A 21,046-nucleotide genomic window follows, 5' to 3' on the forward strand; every position below is an offset into this window, starting at 1 on the left:
GAACTGAAGTCATGAAACGCGGCAAAAAGTATATCCAACTCAAAGAGAAAGTCGATCGCACTAAGGCTTATACCCTTGGCGATGCAGTCGGTTTGGCAAAAGCAACTAGTTTTTCCAAATTTGATGGAACATTAGAGATTTCGACTAAAATCAATTATAAATCTCTCCAAAACGTAAGAGGGACTATCTCTCTTCCACACGGAACTGGAAAAACAATCAAAGTTTTGGTTTTCTGCAAAGGAGACAAACAAAACGAAGCAAAGGAAGCAGGCGCTGACTTTGTAGGTGATATGGATCTCATTGAAAAAGTTGCTGGTGGTTGGACTGATTTCGACGCTTGCGTTGCTACTCCTGACATGATGAAGGAAGTAGGTAAACTTGGTCCGGTTTTAGGTCGTAAAGGCCTTATGCCAAAGCCAAAAGCAGGAACAGTCACTACTGATGTATCAAAAGCAGTAAAAGAACTAAAAGCCGGCCGAATTGAATACCGTCCTGACAAAGGGGGAGTGGTTCACTTAGGTGTTGGTAAATGTTCCTTCTCTGATGACAAACTTTCTGACAACATCAATGCAGTTGTTGCAGCTCTTATGAAAGACAAACCTTCTGATGCGAAGGGTGATTACCTAAAGTCTTTCTCTGTTGCGGCAACTATGGGAATCGGCGTCAAAGTCGATGTGAAAGAACTAGTAAACGCGAACATATAACGAGTAAGAACAATGGCAAATTCATCAAAAATTGAAGCAGTAGCGGAACTTAAAAGTCGTTTGGAAAAACGACCTAATTTCATTTTGGCGTGTTACAGCGGTTTGACTGTTGAAGATATGTCCAACCTTCGTGCGAAACTTCGCAAAGAAGGATCGGAAATGAAGGTGATCAAAAACAACCTTTTTCTCCGTGCTTTAAAAGAGTCTTCTGAACATAAAAACAACTCCATTGATTTTGGGGATGTTTACAAAGGTCCACTTGCGGCTATTTTCTCTCTGGATGCACTTCCAGCAGTAGCAAAAGTTTGTAAGGACTTTGCAAAAGATAAGAAGGAACTCGAAATCAGAACCGGCTATATGGACGGGGAAGTTTTGGGTAAATCCGGAGTAGAGGCGATTGCAGGACTTCCGTCCAAACAAGAACTTCTTTCGCAAGTGGCTCGTGGGCTCAATGCTCCTGCGACGCAAATTGCTTCTGGAATCAATCAAATCATGGCATCATTGGCTCGCGCCATCAATGCTGTAGCCGAGAAAAACGGCAATTAGTAATCATAGTGATTAGTAGGATAAGGAGAATATAGGATGTCTGTTGACGCGCTATTAGAACAAATTGGAAGTCTTACACTAGTTCAGGCAGCTGATCTAGTGAAAAAGATGGAGGACAAATTCGGGATTTCTGCTGCTGCACCAGTTGCGGTAGCGGCGGTTGCGGGTGCAGGTGGTCCAGCTGCTGCTGAAGAGCCTGCTACTTTCAATATCATCTTGAAAGCACACGGTGACAAAAAGATCGACGTTATTAAACTCGTTCGCGAAATCACTGGTCTTGGATTGGCAGATGCGAAAACGCTTGTAGAAGCTGGTGGAAAATCAGTGAAAGAAGGCGTTTCTAAAGACGAAGCTGCTGATATTAAGAAAAAACTCGAAGGTGTTGGGGCTCAAGTAGAAGTTGCTGCTGCCGGTTAATCGGTTGCCAATTTTTAAACCCAGTCTTCAAAAACTTAGAGGCAGGGAGGCCGTAGGCGTCCCCACCTCTATTTTTTCGTTTATCATACCATCTACTATTTTGATGTCTCTAGGGAGAGTATTCCATGCATACCCGAATGCAAATTAGAAACCGGGTAAATTTCGGTAAAATTACCGACCTCAATTTACTTCCTAATCTTATCTACGTACAAAAAAAATCCTTTGATTGGTTTCTCCAGTCGGAAGTGAAAGATCCGACGAAACGTTTGAACCAAGGATTGGAAGCTGTATTCCGTGAATCCTTCCCAATCGAATCACCAAACAACGATATGGTTATGGAATATGGCCATTATATCTTGGGAGAGCCAAAACGCGATCCACAAGAGTGCAAAGACACTGACTCTTCCTTTGCTGTTCCACTAAAAGCAGTCATTCGACTCATCATCAAAGATACCGGAGAAATCCGGGAACAAGTTGTCTACATGGGAGACCTTCCTGTGATGACAGACCACGGAACTTTCATCATCAACGGTGCGGAAAGGGTAGTGGTAAGCCAGTTGCATAGATCACCTGGTATTTTCTTTTCTTACGACCAAGTAAGAGATACTTTCTCTGCTCGTGTGATTCCTTACCGAGGCTCTTGGTTGGAATTCGAGATGGACAACAAAGGGATCCTTGTTGCCAAAATCGACCGTAAGAAAAAATTCCCTGCAACCTTACTTGTAAAAGCAATGGGTATGGGAACAAACGAAGAAGTATTACGTTTGTTCTATGGATCTTCTAAAATGAAGATTGCTGGTGCCAATCCAAAAGACCTCAAACGTCTGATTGGTCGCCGAACCATCGCCGATATCATCAACATGGAAACGGGCGAGGTTATGCTCGATGCTGGTTCCAAAATCAATGAAGACAATATCTCCATCCTTCGAGAAATGAAGGTAAAAGATGTAGATGTCATTGAATTTCCGAAAGGAAAAGACAACCCAGTTCTTATCAACTGTTTAGAAAAAGACGGTGTGAATGACTACGAAGACGCAGTCAAAAAATTCCACACCATCATGAGACCAGGGGAACCTTCTACGATTGAAAACGCAGAAGCGGAACTCAAACGCCTCTTTTTCTCACCAAAAACTTTTGATTTGGGTGTTGTGGGTCGTTACAAAATCAACAGTAAATTTGAATTCAATAATCCAAAAGAATTTGCAAAAGCGGAAGACCGAGTTTTAAGAAAACAAGACATCATTGAAACAGTTCGTTATCTCGTGATGCTTATGTCTGAAGCAGAAAACTACTATCCGGATGATATTGACCACTTAGGAAACAGAAGGATCCGTTCTGTTGGAGAGCTCATCGCAAACCAATTGAAACTTGGATTCTCTCGTGTGGAACGAGTGATCAAAGAAAGGATGACGGTTCAAGAGCCGGAGCAACAAACTCCGCAACTTCTCATTTCCATCAAACCAATCACTGCTGTGATCAATGAGTTTTTTGGATCATCGCAACTTTCTCAGTTTATGGACCAAACCAATCCATTGGCAGAGCTTACGCACAAACGTAGGTTAAACGCTCTTGGACCTGGTGGTCTTTCTCGTGACCGAGCCGGTTTCGAAGTTCGTGACGTTCATTATTCTCACTATGGTCGTATGTGCCCAATTGAAACACCGGAAGGTCCAAACATTGGTCTCATTCTTTCCATGTCTAGTTTTGCGCGAGTGAACGATTATGGGTTTATTGAAACTCCATACCGTCTCGTAAAAAACGGAAAAGTTCAAAAACAAGTCGAGTATCTCACTGCAGACAAAGAAGAATACCACTATATGGCTCAGTCGAATTCGACTGTGGATGATAAGGGAGAATTCACTTCTAAACTTATTTCCACTCGCCATAGAGGGGATTTCCCTTTCCGTAGCCCATCTGAGATCCAATATATGGATCTTGCTCCATTACAAGTTGTGTCTGTATCCACAGCACTCATTCCATTCCTTGAGCATGATGACGCGAACCGCGCACTTATGGGTTCGAACATGCAACGCCAAGCAGTTCCTCTTCTCACAGAAGAAGCACCGTTTGTAGGAACTGGTATGGAATCTCGTGCGGCTTATGACGCAGGGGTTTGTATCGTTGCGAAAAAAGATGGTGTGGTTTCCAAAGTAGATGCTACTGGTGTTTGGATCAAAGAAGACCAATCCAAAGAGATTGTTCACTACCCACTCATTAAATTTAAAAAAACCAACCAAGGTACTTGTTTTAACCAAAAACCAAACGTTTCCATGTTACATACCACAACTGGTGGTAAGGTAAGTAAGGTTTCCAAAGAACGTGTGGAACTCACTTCTCCTAATGGGGAAAAAGAAACACATGAGCTTTTCCACTCGGAAGAAGTTCAATATATCTCCGTTGTGAAAGAAGGCCAAGACCTAGGAATTGGTGCACCGGTTGCCGGACAAATCATCAAAGGTGAAAAATACGGTGACTTTGGTCAAATCCTCCAAAAGGGAACTGTCCTTGCTAACGGACCATCCACTGACGCTGGTTACTTGGCGCTTGGTAGAAACGTCCTTGTTGCTTTTATGCCTTGGGAAGGTTACAACTTTGAGGATGCGATTCTCATTTCAGAACGAATCATCAAAGACGATGTTTTCTCTTCTATCCACATTGAAGAATTCGAAATCCAAGCTCGGGAAACGAAACTAGGACAAGAACAAATCACTCGCGACATTCCAAACCTTTCGGACAAAGCGTTCCGTGATTTGGATGAGTCTGGTGTGATTCGTGTGGGTGCTGAAGTGAAACCAGGGGACATCCTGGTTGGTATGGTGACTCCAAAAGGAGAAACCGACCTCACTCCTGAATACAAACTTTTACACTCCATTTTTGGAGAGAAGGCAAAAGAAGTAAGAGATTCCTCTCTTCGTATGCCAAACGGTTTTGAAGGAACTGTGATCGATATCAAACGTTATTCCCGGGAAACAGGCGACGAACTCGCTGCTGGAGTGGAAGAAATGGTAAAAGTCTATGTGGCTCGTAAACGTAAACTCCTCGTGGGTGATAAGATGGCGGGTCGTCACGGAAACAAAGGGGTCGTAGCTCGTGTGATGGCACAAGAAGATATGCCATACATGGAAGACGGATCTCCTGTTGATATCGTGCTAAACCCACTCGGGGTTCCTTCAAGGATGAACCTTGGTCAGATCTTTGAAACACAACTTGGTTTCGCTGCGAAAAAACTCGGTATCAATTTTGAAACACCGGTGTTCGACGGAGCATCTGAAGGTGACGTTCACGATTTCTGCAAAAAAGCAGGATTACCGGAAAACAGCAAATTTCAGTTATACGACGGAAGAACAGGAGAAAAATTCATCAACCAAGTATTCTGCGGATACATTTACATGTTGAAACTGGCTCACTTGGTGGATGACAAAATCCACGCAAGATCTACTGGACCTTACTCACTCGTAACGCAACAACCACTCGGTGGTAAAGCGCAGTTCGGGGGACAAAGGTTAGGGGAGATGGAAGTTTGGGCTCTTGAGGCTTATGGTGCATCACACACCTTACAAGAGTTACTCACCATTAAGTCAGATGACATGCTTGGACGTGCCAGAATTTACGAAGCAATTGTGAAAGGGATTCACTCGATCAAACCGGGAATTCCAGAATCATTCAACGTTCTTGTTCAGGAACTCCGAGGTCTCGCACTTGATATCATTATCAAAGACTCCGAAGGATTGGAAGTGGATATCTCTGATTACGAAGATGAATTCTCGAAAAACAAAAAGAAAATCAAATTCGAGACCATTGAAAACGTTTAGGGAAGGGAAAAAGTATGAGAAATTACAATAGTTTTGAATCGATTACGATCCGTTTGGCATCACCCGAGCGGATCAAAGAGTGGTCTTTCGGGGAAGTCAAAAAACCGGAAACGATCAACTACCGTACCCTAAAACCGGAACGAGATGGTCTTTTCTGTGAAAAAATCTTTGGAACCACAAAGGATTGGGAATGTTACTGCGGTAAATTCAAATCCATCCGTTACAAGGGAGTGGTTTGTGACAAATGCGGGGTTGAGGTAACTCACTCCAAAGTTCGTCGTGAGAGAATGGGTCATATTGAACTTGCGGCTCCAGTGTCGCACATTTGGTATTATCGTTCTGTTCCGTCTCGTATGGGACTCCTTCTGGATATGACCATCAACCAACTCAAAAGTGTTCTTTACTTTGAGAAGTATGTGATTATAGATCCTGCTGATTCCGGAAGAAGTCGCGGGGAACTTATCGATGAAGATGAATATCATAATTATTTAGATGAATACGGTGATAAATTTATCGCAGGTATCGGTGGGGACGCCATCAAAGAACTTCTCGCACGTATCGACGTGGATGCAGAAGCTCGTGTGATCCGCCAAAAGATCCAAGATAAAAACAAAATCTCCGACAAACGTATTTTCAAACGCCTAGAAGTTTTGGAAGCTTTCCGTGATTCTGGAAACCGTCCTGAATGGATGGTTTTAGATGTGGTTCCGGTCATCCCACCAGAACTTCGTCCGATGGTGCAACTAGAGGGGGGACGTTTTGCAACTTCCGACCTAAACGATTTATACCGTCGTGTGATCAATAGAAACAACCGACTCAAACGTCTTCTAGCTTTAAAAGCTCCTGAGATCATCGTAAGAAACGAAAAACGTATGTTACAAGAAGCAGTAGATGCTCTTTTTGATAACAGCCGTCGCAAACGCACCGTAAAAGGAAAAGGAAATAGACCTTTAAAATCTATCTCCGACATGCTCAAAGGAAAACAAGGCCGGTTCCGCCAAAACCTACTCGGGAAACGTGTGGATTACTCTGGTCGTTCCGTAATCGTAGTGGGTCCTGAACTCAAATACCACCAAATGGGTCTTCCTAAAAAAATGGCTTTGGAACTTTTCAAGCCATTCATTATGAAACGCCTAGTGGATTTGGAACTAGCACCAAACATCAAATCTGCGAAGAAAAAAATCGAAGCAGAAGATAAAGAAGTTTTTGATGTATTGGAAACTGTTGTAAAAGAACACCCAGTTCTACTCAACCGTGCTCCAACTCTTCATAGACTTGGAATCCAAGCATTTTTACCTGTTCTTGTAGAAGGAAAGGCAATCAAACTCCATCCACTCGTTTGTCACGCGTTCAACGCCGACTTTGACGGGGACCAAATGGCAATCCACGTACCGCTTGCTCCAAAAGCGCAGCTCGAAACTTGGATGCTTATGTTATCACCGCATAACATTTTGAATCCTGCCAATGGACAACCGATTTGTGGACCAACACAAGATATCGTTCTTGGAATTTACTACTTAACTTCTGAAGTAAAAGACGCTAAGGGTGAAGGAAAATTTTTCACCGGTCTTGAAGAAGTGATGTATGCGATTGAAACGAAAACCGTTGAAATTCGTTCCAAAATCTCTGTTCTACACGAAGGGAAAATCATCGAAACCACACCGGGAAGACTTATCTTCAACCAAGTGATGCCAAAAGGGTATGTTTATATCAACAGAACTCTCGGTGATAAAGAAACAAACAAAATCATTGCAGACGTATACGAGAAGTTTGGGCCAGGGATCACTGTTGTGATGCTTGATGAAATCAAACGACTTGGTTACCGTTACGCAACTGTATTTGCTCCTACTATCTCCATTGATGACATCCGAGTTTCTCCTCAAAAAGAGGGACTTGTAACAGATGCCAACAAAGAAGTTGAAAAAGCGGATATGGAGTATCGTAAAGGTATCATCACCAACGAAGAACGTCGTAAAAAAGTAATCGAAATTTGGACCAAAACCAATGATCGAATTACAGATGGGATGTTTAAGGAACTAGAAAAAGACCAAGGTGGATTCAATCCGGTTTACGTCATGGCAGCGTCGGGTGCTCGTGGTTCCAAACAACAGATTCGTCAGCTCGCAGGGATGCGGGGCCTTATGGCGAAACCGTCTGGAGAAATCATCGAACTTGCGATTCGTTCTAACTTCCGTGAAGGTCTCGGGGTATTAGAATTTTTTATCTCAACTCATGGTGCGAGAAAGGGTCTTGCGGATACGGCGTTAAAAACTGCCGATGCGGGTTACCTCACTCGTCGTCTCGTGGATATCTCTCAGGACGTAATTGTTTCTGAAGATGATTGCGGAACTAAGTTAAACATTACTCTTGGAATCGTAAAAGAAGGGGAGAACGTAATTGTATCTCTCGCGGACAGAGTGTTCGGTCGTTATACGGCTGAAGATTTAGTAGATCCAGTTTCTGAGAAAGTTGTATTTCCGAAAGACACACTCATTACAAGAGCTCTTGGGCAACAGATCGAAAACCTTGGTTATGATAAAATTAAAGTAAGATCTCCACTCACTTGTAGATCTCGTCATGGAATTTGTACAAAATGTTACGGTATGGACATGGCTCGCCTTGTTCCTGCTGAGATTGGGGAAGCGGTGGGAACCATTGCGGCTCAGTCGATCGGCCAACCGGGAACACAGCTAACGATGAGAACCTTCCACGTGGGTGGTGCGGCATCTGCTACCATTTCAGAAAAAGAACATAAAGTTCCTTATCGCTCTATCGTAAAATCAATCAACGGTCGTCTTGTGACTAACGCAAATTCTGCAAAAGTTTTTGCTCGTCGCGGAACCATCATTGTGAATCGACTCATCCAAGAATTCAACACTGATTCACTTTCAAGTGTTCGTGCCGTTGATGGACAAAGATTGGAAAAAGGGGAAGTATTTGCGACCCAAGTTGCTGAAGCAACAGAGCAACGAATCACTTCTGACCAAGCGGGAACCGTTACTCTTGTTGGGACTACTCTACGCATCTTAGGTGATGACTTTGTGATTCCAGTAAAAATCGGAACCATTCTTCGTGCGGAAGAAGGCCAAATCGTAGAAGAGAACAAAGCACTTGCTGAGTTCGACCCTTTTAACGAGGTGGCAGTTGCGGAAGCAGCAGGAACCATCCAATGGGAAGATTTGGAAATTGGAAAAAACGTTCGTCGTGATGTGGATCCAAAAACTTCCAATATCATTCTAAAAGTTGTAGAACAAAAGAAAGATCGATTGGTTCCAAAAGTTCTGATCGGATCCGATGAATACTCAGTTCCAGTGGATGCTCTTCTCCAATTCCAAAATGGAGACAAAGTACGGGAAGGGGATATCATCTTCAAAATTCCATCAGTTGCGGAAAAAACGCGAGATATCACGGGTGGTCTTCCACGGGTAGATGAACTTTTCGAAGCTCGTCGTCCGAAAGATGCCTGCACACTGGCAGAAATTGACGGAAAGATCGAAGACAAAGGGGAAATCGTAAAAGAAAAACGAATTCTCTATATCATCCCAGAAACTGCAGAACAAGAAAAAGTAAAAGTAGCCATCCCTGTCGGAAAACAAATCCGTGTTCGCCAAGGTGACTTTGTGAAACGAGGAGACCAGTTGGACGAAGGAAACTTTGACCCGCATGATATCCTTGCCATCAAAGGACCAAATGCCCTTCATGAATATTTGGTTTCTGAGGTTCAGGAAGTTTACCGCCTGCAAGGGGTTCATATCAACGATAAACACATCGAAGTTGTGGTTCGCTCCATGCTTCGTAAGGTGATCATCACTGATAGTGGGGACACATCTTTTGTGAACCAACAACAAGTGGATAAATTCCTCTTTGATGAAGAAAATGATCGAGTGGAAAAAGAAGGGGGATCTCCAGCACAAGGAACTCCTGTCCTTTTGGGATTAACAAAAGCATCCCTTAACACTGAGTCTTATTTCTCTGCAGCATCATTCCAAGAAACCACTAAGGTTCTAACGGATGCGGCCATCAAAGGAAAAACAGACAACCTCATGGGTCTGAAAGAAAACGTTATCATCGGTCACATGATTCCTGCGGGAACTGGTATGAAAAAATACCGTGACATCGAAGTTTTCAAAGACCTTCCAGGAGATTTGGATTGGGATCTTGAAACCGAAGAAGAGGAAGAAGAAGTTTCCGAACTTTCGGAAGCAGCTCCGGTTTCTACTGCCACACTCTCTAGACTTGTTGCCGAAGAGGACGAGGATGAAGATGAGTTGGAAGAAGAATCCGATGATTCGGATGATGAGGACGACGACGATTAGACCAAAACCTTGTCCTTAGAGACTTTTCTAGAGTTTCTGGGGACAAAATCATGTTTTCGTTTACAAAATGTCCCTATCTGGAATTTTGGACGAAAACGTCATTATTTTTTTAAAGACAGAGAAGTAGAAGAAGGAATCGAATGCCTACAATTAACCAGCTCATCCGTATTGGAAGAGAAGACCAAAAGAAAAGAACTAAATCTCCTGCCCTTAAGGCATGCCCACAAAGACGTGGAGTTTGCACTAGGGTAATGACCTTTACTCCTAAAAAACCGAACTCAGCTCTTCGTAAAGTAGCAAGGGTTCGCCTCACTACTGGAATTGAAGTAACTGCTTACATTCCTGGTGAAGGTCACAACCTCCAAGAACACAACGTGGTTCTAATCCGTGGGGGAAGAGTAAAAGACTTACCAGGGGTTCGTTATCATATCATTCGTGGAACACTGGATACACTCGGTGTAGACAAACGTCGTAAAGGACGTTCAAAATACGGCGCTAAGCGTCCTAAAGCGTAATCGGAGAAAGGTATATGTCTAGAAGAAGAGGAAAAGTTGAACCACGCCACATCGAAGGCGATCCTAAATACAATGACAAGGTGATTTCTAAGTTTATCAACTGCCTAATGGTAGATGGTAAAAAAAGTGTCGCTGAATCCGTGTTCTACGATGCTTTAGAAGTAATTGCTAAAAAAACAGGACAGGATCCGTTTGCTGTTTTCCAAGAAGCTTTGGAAAACGCGAAACCACAAGTGGAAGTAAAATCTCGCCGAGTGGGTGGGGTTACTTACCAAGTTCCGATTGAAGTTCGCCCAGAAAGAAGACTTGCCCTCGGAATCCGATGGCTTATCAAATACAGCCGTGGCAGAAACGAAAAATCAATGAAAAACAAATTGGCTGCAGAATTCATGGAAGCACAAAAAGGCACCGGATCTGCGATCAAGAAAAAAGAAGACATCAGAAAGATGGCAGACGCCAACAAGGCTTTCTCTCACTACCGCTGGTAGTCTTTACCATTCGATTCCAAACATTGATAAGCCAGGTGAACCACCTGGCTTTTTTATTTTAGCGCACAAAAATCATGAAATACCGAACTGTTGGAATTTTTGCACATATCGATTCGGGGAAAACCACTCTCACCGAAAGAATTTTGTTTGAAGCAGGAAAGATTTCGGCAGTTGGCTCCATTGAAGATGGAAATACAGAATCCGACAGTTTGCAGGAAGAAATTGAGCGGGGAATTTCCATTCGCACCACTTTTCATACCATTCCCTGGAAAACAACCTTTGGTGAATTTGCGATCCAGATAGTAGACACACCAGGTCATATCGACTTTCGAAACCAAGTAACTGATCTTTTGCCCGCCATGGAAACGGCGATTGTTGTTTTGGAAGCGGGATCGGTGGTTCAGTCCCAAGCGAGACTTGTGATTGAAGAACTTCGGAAAGCAAATGTTCCCATGGTTTTTTTCATCAATAAACTCGATCGATTTGATGAAGACTATTTGGACACGTTGGTCTCCCTGGAAGAAATTCTGGATGGGGCTCCAGTCTCTCTTTTCCAAAAGAACCTCGAGGGAAAAATCGAATACTATCTGCGAGCTCCCTCAAATTTTCCTAAATCAGTAAAGGAAGAACTAATGGCCTGGAATGATGAACTTCTTTTGTCATCATGGAATGATCCCTCGGGTCAAACAGATTATCCGGCGATTGGACTTCGCAGTGGTCCAGCTTCCGGGAAACTCTATCCAGTCTACGGTGGATCCGCGAAAACCGGTGAAGGTGTTCGGGAACTTTTGGATTTGGTTTTATGGACAGAACCGAAAGATTCACCCAAAACTCCCAACCTTCCGCTTCTGGTTCTTTCCAGGCGTAGTGATGAATCATTCGGTCGTTATTCCGTGGTGTACCCATCTTTGGATATTTCCCAGAAAGAACTGGCTACAATGCAAAAAACAAAAAGCAAAAATCTCGCCTCTTCGACGGAACGGACAAACGAGGAGGAGTTTCGCTTTGTAGATCCAGAAACCATGGAGCCCGTTTTCCATTTGGAGAAGGGGAAACTAGTTCTTTTGAAAGACCATCCGGATTTCATTTCCCATCCAGGTGAATGGCTTCAATTTTTACAGAAATCCGAATCCGAAAAAGACGTAGTAACCGCGGATCGAATTCCAAGCCCCTTTTCCATTGTCCTCGAACCCGAGCATTCTGACGAAAAAGAGTTTTGGTTATGTCGCTTGGAGGAGCTGGCTTGGGAAGATCCTGGCTATCGTTTAGAAAAGAAGGATGATACCGGACAGTTGGTACTCTTTGGGCGAGGGGAACTCCATTTGGAGATTGGAATCCGCAGAATCCAGGAAAGAACTGAAAAAAAACTGAACTTTAGTTCGATAAACATTGCCAAAATAGAGCTTCTCAAAAAAATGTCTCATAAGGTTGCCCTAGAGCATCGTGCCTTTGAAGACCAAAAGTCAAGCGGCGCGCTCATCGCAGTCCTGGAAGATACTGCCGATTTTTCGAAGCAAATTGCCTTCGAGGTAAGTCTTCCGGAAGAAGTAAAAAATTCGATAGAAACGTCCTTTTCGGAAGCCTGCTTACACGGGTTTTACGGTCAGGAAGTTGCCGGTCTCAGATTCCGTGTCCTCTCTTATGAGATACCGGATGGAGATTTGCAAGTCACTTTAACGCTTTTGAAAGTTGCGATACTGGCAGGCGTAAAGGAATTGTTTCCTTCAAACACATACTTGGTCGGACCCCTCACGGAAGTAGAAGTGATGGTGGACGCAGACCACTTAGGTGTAGTTCTTTCTGATCTAAGTCGCAGAAGTGCTAAGGTGGTATCCATCGAGGAAGCTGTGGCAGGGAAGAGTCACTTAAAAGCCAATGCACCGGCCCAAAACCTGCTTGGCTTTTCAGGGGCTCTTAGAAACATGACCAAAGGGATTGGCATTTCTTGGGAAAGGACTGCTTTTACCTATGAATTTCATGCAGTTTTAAAGGAGTAAAGAACCGAGGATCGGGTCTTGCACCACGATTGAGGAGTAGATTCTAACAATGGCTAAAGAAAAATTTGACCGTTCAAAACCACACTTAAACATCGGAACAATTGGTCACGTTGACCACGGTAAAACAACCCTAACAGCAGCGATCACAACAACGCTTGCGAAGTTAGTGGGTGGAAAAAACAAAGCGATTGCTTACGACCAAATCGACAACGCGCCCGAAGAAAAGGCTCGTGGGATTACTATTGCAACGTCTCACCAGGAGTATGAAACTCCTAACCGTCACTACGCACACGTAGATTGCCCGGGACACGCGGACTATGTTAAAAACATGATTACTGGTGCTGCTCAGATGGACGCTGCGATTCTCGTAGTATCTGCAACTGACGGTGCTATGCCACAAACTAAAGAACATATCCTTCTTGCTCGCCAAGTAGGGGTTCCTTACATCGTGGTTTACCTAAACAAAGCTGACATGTTAGCTGCTGATGAAAGAGATGATATGGTTGAGATGGTTAAAGAGGAAATCAAAGACCTTCTTAACAAATACAACTTTCCTGGTGATAAAACACCTTTCATCTCTGGTTCTGCATTAAAAGCTCTTGAAGGTGAAGATTCTGACCTAGGAATGAAATCCATTTTGAAACTTATGGAAGCTGTTGATACTTACGTTCCAAACCCTACACGTATCGTTGATAAACCTTTCCTTATGCCAGTTGAGGACGTATTCTCAATCACTGGTCGTGGAACTGTTGCAACTGGTCGTGTGGAGCAAGGTGTTCTTAAGATCAACGACGAGATCGAAATTGTTGGTATTCGTGATACTACAAAATCAGTTGTTACTGGTATTGAAATGTTCCGTAAACTACTCGATCAAGCAGAAGCGGGAGACAACATTGGTGCTCTTCTTCGCGGAACTAAAAAAGAAGACATCGAAAGAGGTCAAGTTCTTGCGAAACCGGGTACTATCACTCCACACAGAAAATTTAAAGCGGAAGTTTACGTTCTTACTAAAGACGAAGGTGGACGTCATACTCCATTCTTTAACAACTACCGTCCTCAATTCTATTTTAGAACTACAGACATCACTGGTGTTTGTAACCTTCCTGGTGGAATGGAGATGGTTATGCCGGGAGATAACGTTACGATGTCAATCGAACTTATCCACCCAATTGCTATGGACCAAGGTTTGAAGTTCGCTATCCGTGAGGGTGGAAGAACAATTGGTTCTGGTGTTGTTGCGGAGATCGTTGAGTAATCCCAATGGCTGGACAAAGAATTCGCGTTAAGTTAAAAGCTTTCGATCATCGGTTGATTGACCAATCAACCTTTGAAATCGTTGCGACTGCGAAGAGGACCGGAGCTACTGTCTCCGGTCCAATCCCACTTCCAACGAAAAAAGAAATCTACACGGTATTACGTTCTCCGCACGTGAATAAAAAAGCTAGAGAACAATTTGAAATGAGAACTCATAAGAGACTCATCGATATTTTAAATACGAATGAAGATACGGTAGAAGCCCTGATGAAGCTTCAACTCCCTGCTGGAGTTTCCGTAGATATTAAATCCTAAGGATAGGATCCATGGCTAAAGGTTTAATCGGCGAAAAATTGGGCATGGCCCACATATTCAATAACGAAGGTAAAATGGTTACTGTAACTGTTTTACGCGTGGGTCCTTGTTTTGTGTCCCAGGTAAAAACATCTGCAAACGATGGCTACGAAGCTGTTCAGTTAGCATATGGTGATGCCAAGGAAAAACACATGACGAAGGCCGAAGTTGGACACATTAAAAAAGCAAACATTGCCGCTCCTAAAAAAACTCTGATTGAATTCAAAGGTTTTGAAGATGTAGCAGTAGGTGCTGAGGTAAAACTCGCAGATGTGTTTGCTTTGAATGACACGGTGAAGGTAACCGGAACTTCTAAGGGTAAGGGAACTCAAGGTGTTGTGAAACGCCATGGTTTTGCTGGCGGTCCTGCTGGACACGGTTCCAGATTCCAAAGACACCCTGGTTCTATTGGTTCCAACACAACTCCTGGACGTGTGTTCAAGGGTTTGAAAATGGGCGGAAGGATGGGTTCTGAACAGAGCACTGTTCGAAACCTGAAAGTAGTAAAAATTGATGCAGACGCCAACTTGGTATTTGTATCCGGTCCGGTTCCAGGAAGAGAACGCGGTATCGTTACGATAGAAAAAATCGGATAGATAGGTAGAACATGAAAGCGCGTAAATACAATAAAGAAGGCGTATTCGTAAGCGAAGTTGAACTTCCGGCAGAATTATTTGCTACCGGCATTTCGCTTGGAGCCATCTATGATGCGGTTAAAGCTGAAAATGCGAACAATAGACAAGGAACACATTCTACTAAAGATCGTTCCGAAGTTCGCGGTGGGGGAATCAAACCATGGGCTCAAAAAGGAACTGGTCGTGCAAGACAAGGATCCATCAGAGCACCTCATTTCGTTGGTGGTGGTATCATTCATGGACCAAAACCAAGAGATTATTCCTCTAACTTGTCACGCAGCGTTAAGAAAAAGGCTGTTCTCTCCATCCTTAACAAAAAGGCAGAAGAAAACAGAATCGCGATCATAGAAGACGTAGAACCTTCTTCTTACTCCACAAAGTCCATCTACAACATTTTGAAGAACATGGACATTGCAGAGAAGGGTAACGTGGGTTTTGTGGTAGCTGGTGAAAACCAATTCCTCAAAAAATCCACTCGCAATATAGAGAACCTCAAATATGTGAACAGCAAACGAGTCGTTTGCCGAGACATCCTCTATAATAACAATTTAGTAATCTCTGAAAGCGCTTTAAAAGAGCTTCAGGCTCAGTATTCTAAGAAAGGATAAGACAGTGAACCTAGAGAATGTAATCTTATCACCAGTTGTTACAGAAAAGTCGCAAGACCTTCAGTCAATTGGAGAACGTATGGGAAAAAGAACTGTCAAGTATACGTTCAAAGTCCACCCGGATGCGAACAAAACTTTGATCAAACAAGCCCTGAAACAAATGTATAACGTAGTTCCAACTGCTGTAAACGTAGCCGTTTACCGTGGGAAAATGAAACGTTTTAGAAACATGCCGTCCCCAAGACCTCACTACAAAAAAGCTGTAGTGACTTTTGCTGACGGAGCAAATTTGGATTTTGCTAAGGTTTAATTATGGGAATTAGAAAACTTAAACCCACAACGCAGTCTAGCCGGTATTATTCCGTTTTAGATTTCAAAGAAATCACTGAAGTGGTTCCTTACAAACCGCTCACTGCCAACATTTCTTATAAAGCTGGTCGTGACAACAAGGGACGTATCGCTGTTAGACGCAAAGGTGGACGTAACAAAAGAAAGTTCCGGATCATCGACTTCAAACGTAATAAATTTGGAATCCCTGCGACTGTAAAAACAATCGAATACGATCCAAACCGTTCTGCTTTTATTGCTCTTATCTGTTACGCAGATGGAGAATACCGTTACATTTTAGCTCCTAACGGACTAAAAGTCGGTGATAAAATTGAATCTGGTGCCAATGCAGAGATCAAACTAGGGAACACACTTCCTTTAGATAAAATCCCTGCTGGAACTAACGTTCACAACATTGAACTACATATCGGAAAAGGCGGCCAAATCGCTCGCACAGCAGGATCTTTTGCTGTGATCTCCGCTAAAGATGGTGACTATGTATCTCTCAAACTTCCTTCTTCGGAAATCCGTAAGGTTCGTAAAGAGTGCTTAGCAACGATCGGAGAACTTTCCAATAAAGACCACAACTTGGTCATCATTGGAAAAGCGGGACGTAACCGTTGGTTAGGAAAAAGACCGAAAGTAAGAGGGGTCGTTATGAACCCTGTGGACCACCCACTCGGTGGTGGTGAAGGTAGAACTTCCGGAGGTCGTCACCCAGTGACTCCTTGGGGTAAACCTACGAAAGGATTTAAAACACGTAAGACTAGACCGTCTGACCGTTTTATTGTCCAAAGACGTAAGAAAAACAGGAATAGGTAGGGTCTAGATAATCATGGCTAGAAGCTTAAAAAAAGGTCCGTTCATTGACGACCACCTCATGAAAAAAATTACGAGCCTAAACTCTGAAGGGAAAAAAACTCCCTTCAAGTCTTGGTCCAGAAGAAGTACCATTTATCCAGACATGATCGGTCACACCGTAATGATTCATAATGGCAAAGCGTTTGTTCCTGTTTATGTTAACGAAAACATGATCGGTCACAAACTCGGTGAATTTGCTCCCACTAGAACCTTCAAAGGTCACGGTGGAGACAAAAAAGTAGCGAAGAAATAGGTAGAGAGATGGAAGCAAAAGCAGTAGGAAAACACCTCAGAATTTCTGCCAGAAAAGCTCGCCTGGTTGCTGATGAAGTTCGTGGATACGATTATAAGGAAGCCATTGATATCTTGCGTTTTACTAATAAAGCAGCAAGTTCAATGATCATCAACCTTTTGAACTCGGCAGTGGCGAACGCAGTCCAAATGAACGAAAGTTTGGATCCAAGTTCACTTTATGTTAAAAAAATCTATGTGGATGACGGCCCTATCATGAAACGTTTCCGCCCAAGAGCACGAGGACGTGCTTCTAGGATCCGAAAACGCCTAAGCCACATCACTGTTGTCGTATCTGAAATCGAAAAGAAGGTTAGCTAAACTATGGGTCAGAAAGTAAATCCAATCGGACTACGAATCGGAATCACACGTAATTGGGATTCAGTTTGGTTTTCCAAACAAGATTACATTAAAAATCTTCACGAAGATATCAAGATCCGTAGATTCCTTCAGAAGAAATTCAAAAACGCTTCCGTTGTTAAAATCGTAATCGAAAGATTCCCTGAAAAAATCAACGTGAACCTCCATACTTCTAAACCAGGTATGGTGATTGGTCAAAAAGGCCAAAACATTGAAGCGGTAAAACAAGAACTTAAAAAATACGCTGATAAACCGATTGGGATGAACATCATCGAAGTGAAAAAACCGGAAGTGATTGCACAAGCAATTGCAGAAACGGTTGCCCTTCAAATCGAACAAAGGATGCCATTTCGTCGAGTGATGAAAGCTGAACTTCGTCGTGCGATGCGCGGTGGGGTGGAAGGCGTAAAAATCCAAATCTCTGGACGACTAAACGGAGCCGATATGGCAAGAACAGAGAAGTATATGGAAGGACGAGTTCCTCTTCATACTCTTCGTGCTAAAATCGACTTTGGATTCAAAGAAGCTCTCACGACTTTCGGACAAATTGGTGTGAAAGTATGGACTTATACAGGTGACTACTTCCCAACTAAGGAAGAGTCCGACGAAGATAAATACGCTGTAAAACGTAGAACTAGTTAAGAAGTACTAAAGAGAAACGATCATGTTAGCACCTAAACGAGTAAAATTTAGAAAACGCCAAAGAGGGCGCTTGAAAGGTAAGGACGAAAGAGGTTCTTACGTTGCGTTCGGTGAGTATGGTTTAAAAGCCATCTCTTCCGGTCGTATCACAGCGCGACAAATCGAAGCTGCAAGGATTACTATTAACCGCCAAGTAAAACGAGGTGGGAAATTGTGGATCAGGATCTTCCCTCATCTTCCTATCACTAAAAAACCTGCCGAAACTCGTATGGGTAAAGGTAAAGGTAACCCAGAATTCTGGATTGCTGAGATCCGTCCTGGCCGTGTTCTTTTTGAAATGGCTGGAATTGATGAAGAAACAGCAAGAAAAGCCCTTCATTTGGCGGCTTTCAAACTGCCAGTAGAAACTTCATTTGTTAAGAGGAACGTTCTATGAAAGACGATTTCAAATCACTATCTCCAGAAGATTTGAAGAAAGAAATTCTTTCCTCTTCCGAAGAAGTAAGAAAAGCAAGATTCCAGTTTGGTGTCACAAGATCTCTTGAGAACCCAAAACTAATCCGCAATCATAAGAAGAGAATTGCTCAAGCGTTAACCGTCCTTCGCGAGAAGGAATTAACCGCACAGGGCAAACTCAAACAAATCGCACCAAAGGCTGGTTCAGCTCCTAAAGCTGCCAAAACTAGCAAAGGTAAGAAGAAGTAGGTTATGGAAGATAAAAACTCTAAAAAGTCTTTAACCATTCAGGGTGTAGTTGTGAGCGATGCTATGGATAAAACTGTAGTGATCGAAATCATCACTAGAAAAGTGCACCCACGGTTTAAGAAGATTATGACCAGAACTTCCCGCGTGAAAATTCACGATGAGAAGAACGAGTGTCAAGTTGGTGATCGAGTCATCGCTGTGGAAACAAGACCACTTTCTAAACAGAAACACCATAAACTTGTAAAGGTAATTGAGAAGGCGAAATTAGTATGATCCAACAAGAAACTATTTTACAAGTAGCCGATAACTCGGGTGTGAAAAAAGTCATGTGCGTTAAAGTGCTTGGCGGTTCCAAAAAACGCTACGCTACGCTTGGTGACGAAATCATCGTCGCTGTTAAGGAAGCACAACCTGCCTACGGTCTTCGTGACGGGCAAGGTAAAAAAGTGCATAACAAAGCAGTTCAAAGAGCCGTTGTTGTGAGAACGAAAAAAGAAGTTCGTCGTCCTGATGGAACTTACATTCGTTTCGATGACAATGCCGTTGCCATCATTGATGACAAAGGGAATCCAAAAGGAACCAGGATCTTCGGACCTGTTGCTCGTGAACTTCGCGATAAAAAATACATGAAAATTATATCTCTCGCTCCGGAGGTTCTCTAGAATGGCAGCTAAATTAGCATATAGAGGCTCCGAGCCCACTAAATTCAAAAAAACGAAAATCAAAAAGGACGATGAAGTTCTTGTGATTTCCGGAAAAGAAAAAGGAAAAAAAGGGAAAGTTCTAGCAATCGACAAACGCAAAGATCGCGTTTATATCGAAGGTGTGAATAAGAGAAAAAGATTTGTGCGCCCAACCCAAGAGAACCCTCAAGGTGGAGCGATCGAAATCGAATTCCCAATCCATATTTCCAATGTGATGTTTCACGACGCAAAAGCAGAGAACAAAGCGAAGCCAAAGAAGAAAATTAAGGCTGTACGCTTGGGCTTTGCCAAGAAGGATGGTAAATCCGTACGAGTGACTCGACCTGAAGGGAAAGAAGTATAGTTATGGTACCTAGGCTTAAATCAAAATACGAGAAGGAAATTCGTCCTACACTCCAAAAGTCACTCGGCTTTCAAAGTGTGATGCGAGTTCCCAAACTAGAAAAAATCGTGATCAACGTTGGTATGGGCGAAGCTCACACGAACCCAAAAGCGATGGAAGCTTGTTTGGTAGAAATTGGCCAAATCACAGGCCAAAGACCGGTGAAAACATTCGCTAAGAAGTCCATTGCGGGTTTCAAAGTGAGAGAGGGAATGGTGCTTGGTTGCAAAGTTACCCTTCGTGGTCATCATATGTATGAGTTCCTTGACAGATTCATTAACGTGGCTCTTCCACGGGTTCGTGACTTTCGCGGAGTTAATCCAAAAGGTTTCGACGGTCGAGGAAATTATAACCTGTCCGTAAAAGAACAGATCATCTTCCCAGAGATTCATTTTGATAAAATCAATACTATCTACGGGATCAATATCACTTTCGTAACGAACACGGAAGTGGACAAAGAAGCGTTCGAATTATTCCAAGCCTTCGGTATGCCTTACCGAGCGGCAGGTAAGTAGGAGATTATTCATGGCGAAAAAATCAATGATGGAACGCCACGCCAAAGAGCAAAAATTCAAAGTGAGAGAGTACAATCGTTGCCCTCTTTGTGGTCGATCACGCGCTTATTTGCGCCGCTTTGATATGTGTCGTCTTTGCTTCCGGGACCTTGCTAGCAAGGCTCAGATCCCCGGTGTGAAAAAGTCCTCCTGGTAATTAGGTTAAGGTAAGTATGAGTCTTTCAGATCCAATAGCAGATATGCTAACAAGAATCAGAAACGCACAACAAGCGAAACATGAGCTTTGTGTGATTCCTGGTAGCAAAATCAAAAAGTCCATCCTAGATCTTCTTAAAGAAGAAGGTTTTGTAGATGATGTTCAAACAGTAAAAAACGGAAGTTTTGATGACTTCCAAGTGAAATTAAAATACGACACGGAAAAGAAACCGGTAATTCGTATGATCGAGAGAGTATCCACTCCAGGTCGTCGCGTTTATATCCAATCTGGTGAAATCCGACCGTTCCGAAATAACATCGGAACACTCATCCTTTCTACTTCGAAAGGTGTGATGACTGGTAAACGTGCTCGTAAACTCAGAGTAGGAGGGGAAGTTCTCTGTAAGGTATTCTAGAG

25 protein-coding genes are annotated in these 21,046 nt (G+C 43.1%); all 25 read left to right on the forward strand.

The features are described from left to right. The first annotated feature begins 11 nt into the window (after positions 1-11). A complete protein-coding gene (gene rplA / locus EHQ70_RS01795; protein ID WP_002974044.1) occupies positions 12-704 on the forward strand; it encodes a 50S ribosomal protein L1 in 693 nt (230 codons plus the stop codon). Between the two features lie 12 nt (positions 705-716). Further along, positions 717-1,250 (forward strand): 50S ribosomal protein L10, encoded by a 534-nt coding sequence (gene rplJ / locus EHQ70_RS01800; protein WP_135583271.1) that lies wholly within the window; start codon positions 717-719, stop codon positions 1,248-1,250. Between the two features lie 36 nt (positions 1,251-1,286). Next, a complete protein-coding gene (gene rplL, locus EHQ70_RS01805) occupies positions 1,287-1,667 on the forward strand; it encodes a 50S ribosomal protein L7/L12 (protein WP_135580122.1) in 381 nt (126 codons plus the stop codon). A gap of 125 nt (positions 1,668-1,792) precedes the next feature. Beyond that, complete coding sequence (rpoB, locus tag EHQ70_RS01810) at positions 1,793-5,479, forward strand: DNA-directed RNA polymerase subunit beta (protein ID WP_135583272.1); 3,687 nt, start codon at positions 1,793-1,795, stop codon at positions 5,477-5,479. A 14-nt stretch (positions 5,480-5,493) separates the two neighbouring features. Next, a complete protein-coding gene (gene rpoC / locus EHQ70_RS01815; protein ID WP_135583273.1) occupies positions 5,494-9,795 on the forward strand; it encodes a DNA-directed RNA polymerase subunit beta' in 4,302 nt (1,433 codons plus the stop codon). A 140-nt stretch (positions 9,796-9,935) separates the two neighbouring features. Then, on the forward strand, positions 9,936-10,310 hold the full coding sequence (gene rpsL / locus EHQ70_RS01820) for a 30S ribosomal protein S12 (protein WP_004783543.1): 375 nt from the start codon (positions 9,936-9,938) through the stop codon (positions 10,308-10,310). Positions 10,311-10,324: 14 nt separating this feature from the next. Continuing rightward, positions 10,325-10,798, forward strand: a complete 474-nt coding sequence (rpsG, locus tag EHQ70_RS01825) for a 30S ribosomal protein S7 (protein ID WP_012388943.1) — start codon at positions 10,325-10,327, stop codon at positions 10,796-10,798. 74 nt (positions 10,799-10,872) lie between these two features. Further along, positions 10,873-12,795 (forward strand): elongation factor G-like protein, encoded by a 1,923-nt coding sequence (locus tag EHQ70_RS01830; protein ID WP_135583274.1) that lies wholly within the window; start codon positions 10,873-10,875, stop codon positions 12,793-12,795. Between the two features lie 49 nt (positions 12,796-12,844). After that, positions 12,845-14,050: an elongation factor Tu gene (tuf, locus tag EHQ70_RS01835; RefSeq protein ID WP_012388941.1), complete on the forward strand. Its 1,206-nt coding sequence runs from the start codon at positions 12,845-12,847 to the stop codon at positions 14,048-14,050. A 5-nt stretch (positions 14,051-14,055) separates the two neighbouring features. Next, positions 14,056-14,364, forward strand: coding sequence for a 30S ribosomal protein S10 (gene rpsJ, locus EHQ70_RS01840; protein ID WP_002974412.1), 309 nt, complete (start codon positions 14,056-14,058; stop codon positions 14,362-14,364). Between the two features lie 11 nt (positions 14,365-14,375). Next, entirely contained in the window at positions 14,376-14,999 is a 624-nt protein-coding gene (gene rplC / locus EHQ70_RS01845; RefSeq protein ID WP_135583275.1) for a 50S ribosomal protein L3, read from the forward strand. Between the two features lie 11 nt (positions 15,000-15,010). Then, on the forward strand, positions 15,011-15,646 hold the full coding sequence (gene rplD, locus EHQ70_RS01850) for a 50S ribosomal protein L4 (protein ID WP_012388939.1): 636 nt from the start codon (positions 15,011-15,013) through the stop codon (positions 15,644-15,646). A gap of 4 nt (positions 15,647-15,650) precedes the next feature. After that, a complete protein-coding gene (locus EHQ70_RS01855; protein ID WP_004783612.1) occupies positions 15,651-15,956 on the forward strand; it encodes a 50S ribosomal protein L23 in 306 nt (101 codons plus the stop codon). Between the two features lie 2 nt (positions 15,957-15,958). After that, positions 15,959-16,795 carry a 50S ribosomal protein L2 gene (gene rplB, locus EHQ70_RS01860; RefSeq protein ID WP_100721553.1) on the forward strand — a complete coding sequence of 279 codons (837 nt, stop codon included), beginning with the start codon at positions 15,959-15,961 and terminating at the stop codon, positions 16,793-16,795. A gap of 13 nt (positions 16,796-16,808) precedes the next feature. Then, positions 16,809-17,087, forward strand: a complete 279-nt coding sequence (gene rpsS / locus EHQ70_RS01865) for a 30S ribosomal protein S19 (RefSeq protein WP_100743125.1) — start codon at positions 16,809-16,811, stop codon at positions 17,085-17,087. Positions 17,088-17,095: 8 nt separating this feature from the next. Further along, positions 17,096-17,446 (forward strand): 50S ribosomal protein L22, encoded by a 351-nt coding sequence (gene rplV, locus EHQ70_RS01870; protein ID WP_004783773.1) that lies wholly within the window; start codon positions 17,096-17,098, stop codon positions 17,444-17,446. 3 nt (positions 17,447-17,449) lie between these two features. Further along, positions 17,450-18,127, forward strand: coding sequence for a 30S ribosomal protein S3 (rpsC, locus tag EHQ70_RS01875; protein WP_100790762.1), 678 nt, complete (start codon positions 17,450-17,452; stop codon positions 18,125-18,127). Positions 18,128-18,149: 22 nt separating this feature from the next. Beyond that, complete coding sequence (gene rplP / locus EHQ70_RS01880; RefSeq protein ID WP_002974545.1) at positions 18,150-18,563, forward strand: 50S ribosomal protein L16; 414 nt, start codon at positions 18,150-18,152, stop codon at positions 18,561-18,563. Beyond that, positions 18,560-18,832 (forward strand): 50S ribosomal protein L29, encoded by a 273-nt coding sequence (gene rpmC, locus EHQ70_RS01885; protein ID WP_004783533.1) that lies wholly within the window; start codon positions 18,560-18,562, stop codon positions 18,830-18,832. The genes rplP and rpmC overlap by 4 nt, the downstream gene beginning before the upstream one ends. A gap of 3 nt (positions 18,833-18,835) precedes the next feature. Further along, positions 18,836-19,105 carry a 30S ribosomal protein S17 gene (gene rpsQ / locus EHQ70_RS01890; RefSeq protein ID WP_012388932.1) on the forward strand — a complete coding sequence of 90 codons (270 nt, stop codon included), beginning with the start codon at positions 18,836-18,838 and terminating at the stop codon, positions 19,103-19,105. Then, complete coding sequence (rplN, locus tag EHQ70_RS01895; protein WP_002974152.1) at positions 19,102-19,494, forward strand: 50S ribosomal protein L14; 393 nt, start codon at positions 19,102-19,104, stop codon at positions 19,492-19,494. The genes rpsQ and rplN overlap by 4 nt, the downstream gene beginning before the upstream one ends. Before the next feature lies 1 nt (position 19,495). Beyond that, a complete protein-coding gene (rplX, locus tag EHQ70_RS01900) occupies positions 19,496-19,879 on the forward strand; it encodes a 50S ribosomal protein L24 (protein WP_004783817.1) in 384 nt (127 codons plus the stop codon). Between the two features lie 2 nt (positions 19,880-19,881). After that, positions 19,882-20,433 (forward strand): 50S ribosomal protein L5, encoded by a 552-nt coding sequence (gene rplE / locus EHQ70_RS01905; RefSeq protein WP_004783730.1) that lies wholly within the window; start codon positions 19,882-19,884, stop codon positions 20,431-20,433. Between the two features lie 10 nt (positions 20,434-20,443). Further along, positions 20,444-20,629, forward strand: coding sequence for a type Z 30S ribosomal protein S14 (locus EHQ70_RS01910; protein WP_012476296.1), 186 nt, complete (start codon positions 20,444-20,446; stop codon positions 20,627-20,629). A gap of 16 nt (positions 20,630-20,645) precedes the next feature. Then, entirely contained in the window at positions 20,646-21,044 is a 399-nt protein-coding gene (gene rpsH / locus EHQ70_RS01915) for a 30S ribosomal protein S8 (protein WP_002973604.1), read from the forward strand. Positions 21,045-21,046: the final 2 nt, after the last annotated feature.

The organism is Leptospira congkakensis, assembly GCF_004770265.1.
GTDB classification, from domain to species: domain Bacteria; phylum Spirochaetota; class Leptospiria; order Leptospirales; family Leptospiraceae; genus Leptospira_A; species Leptospira_A congkakensis.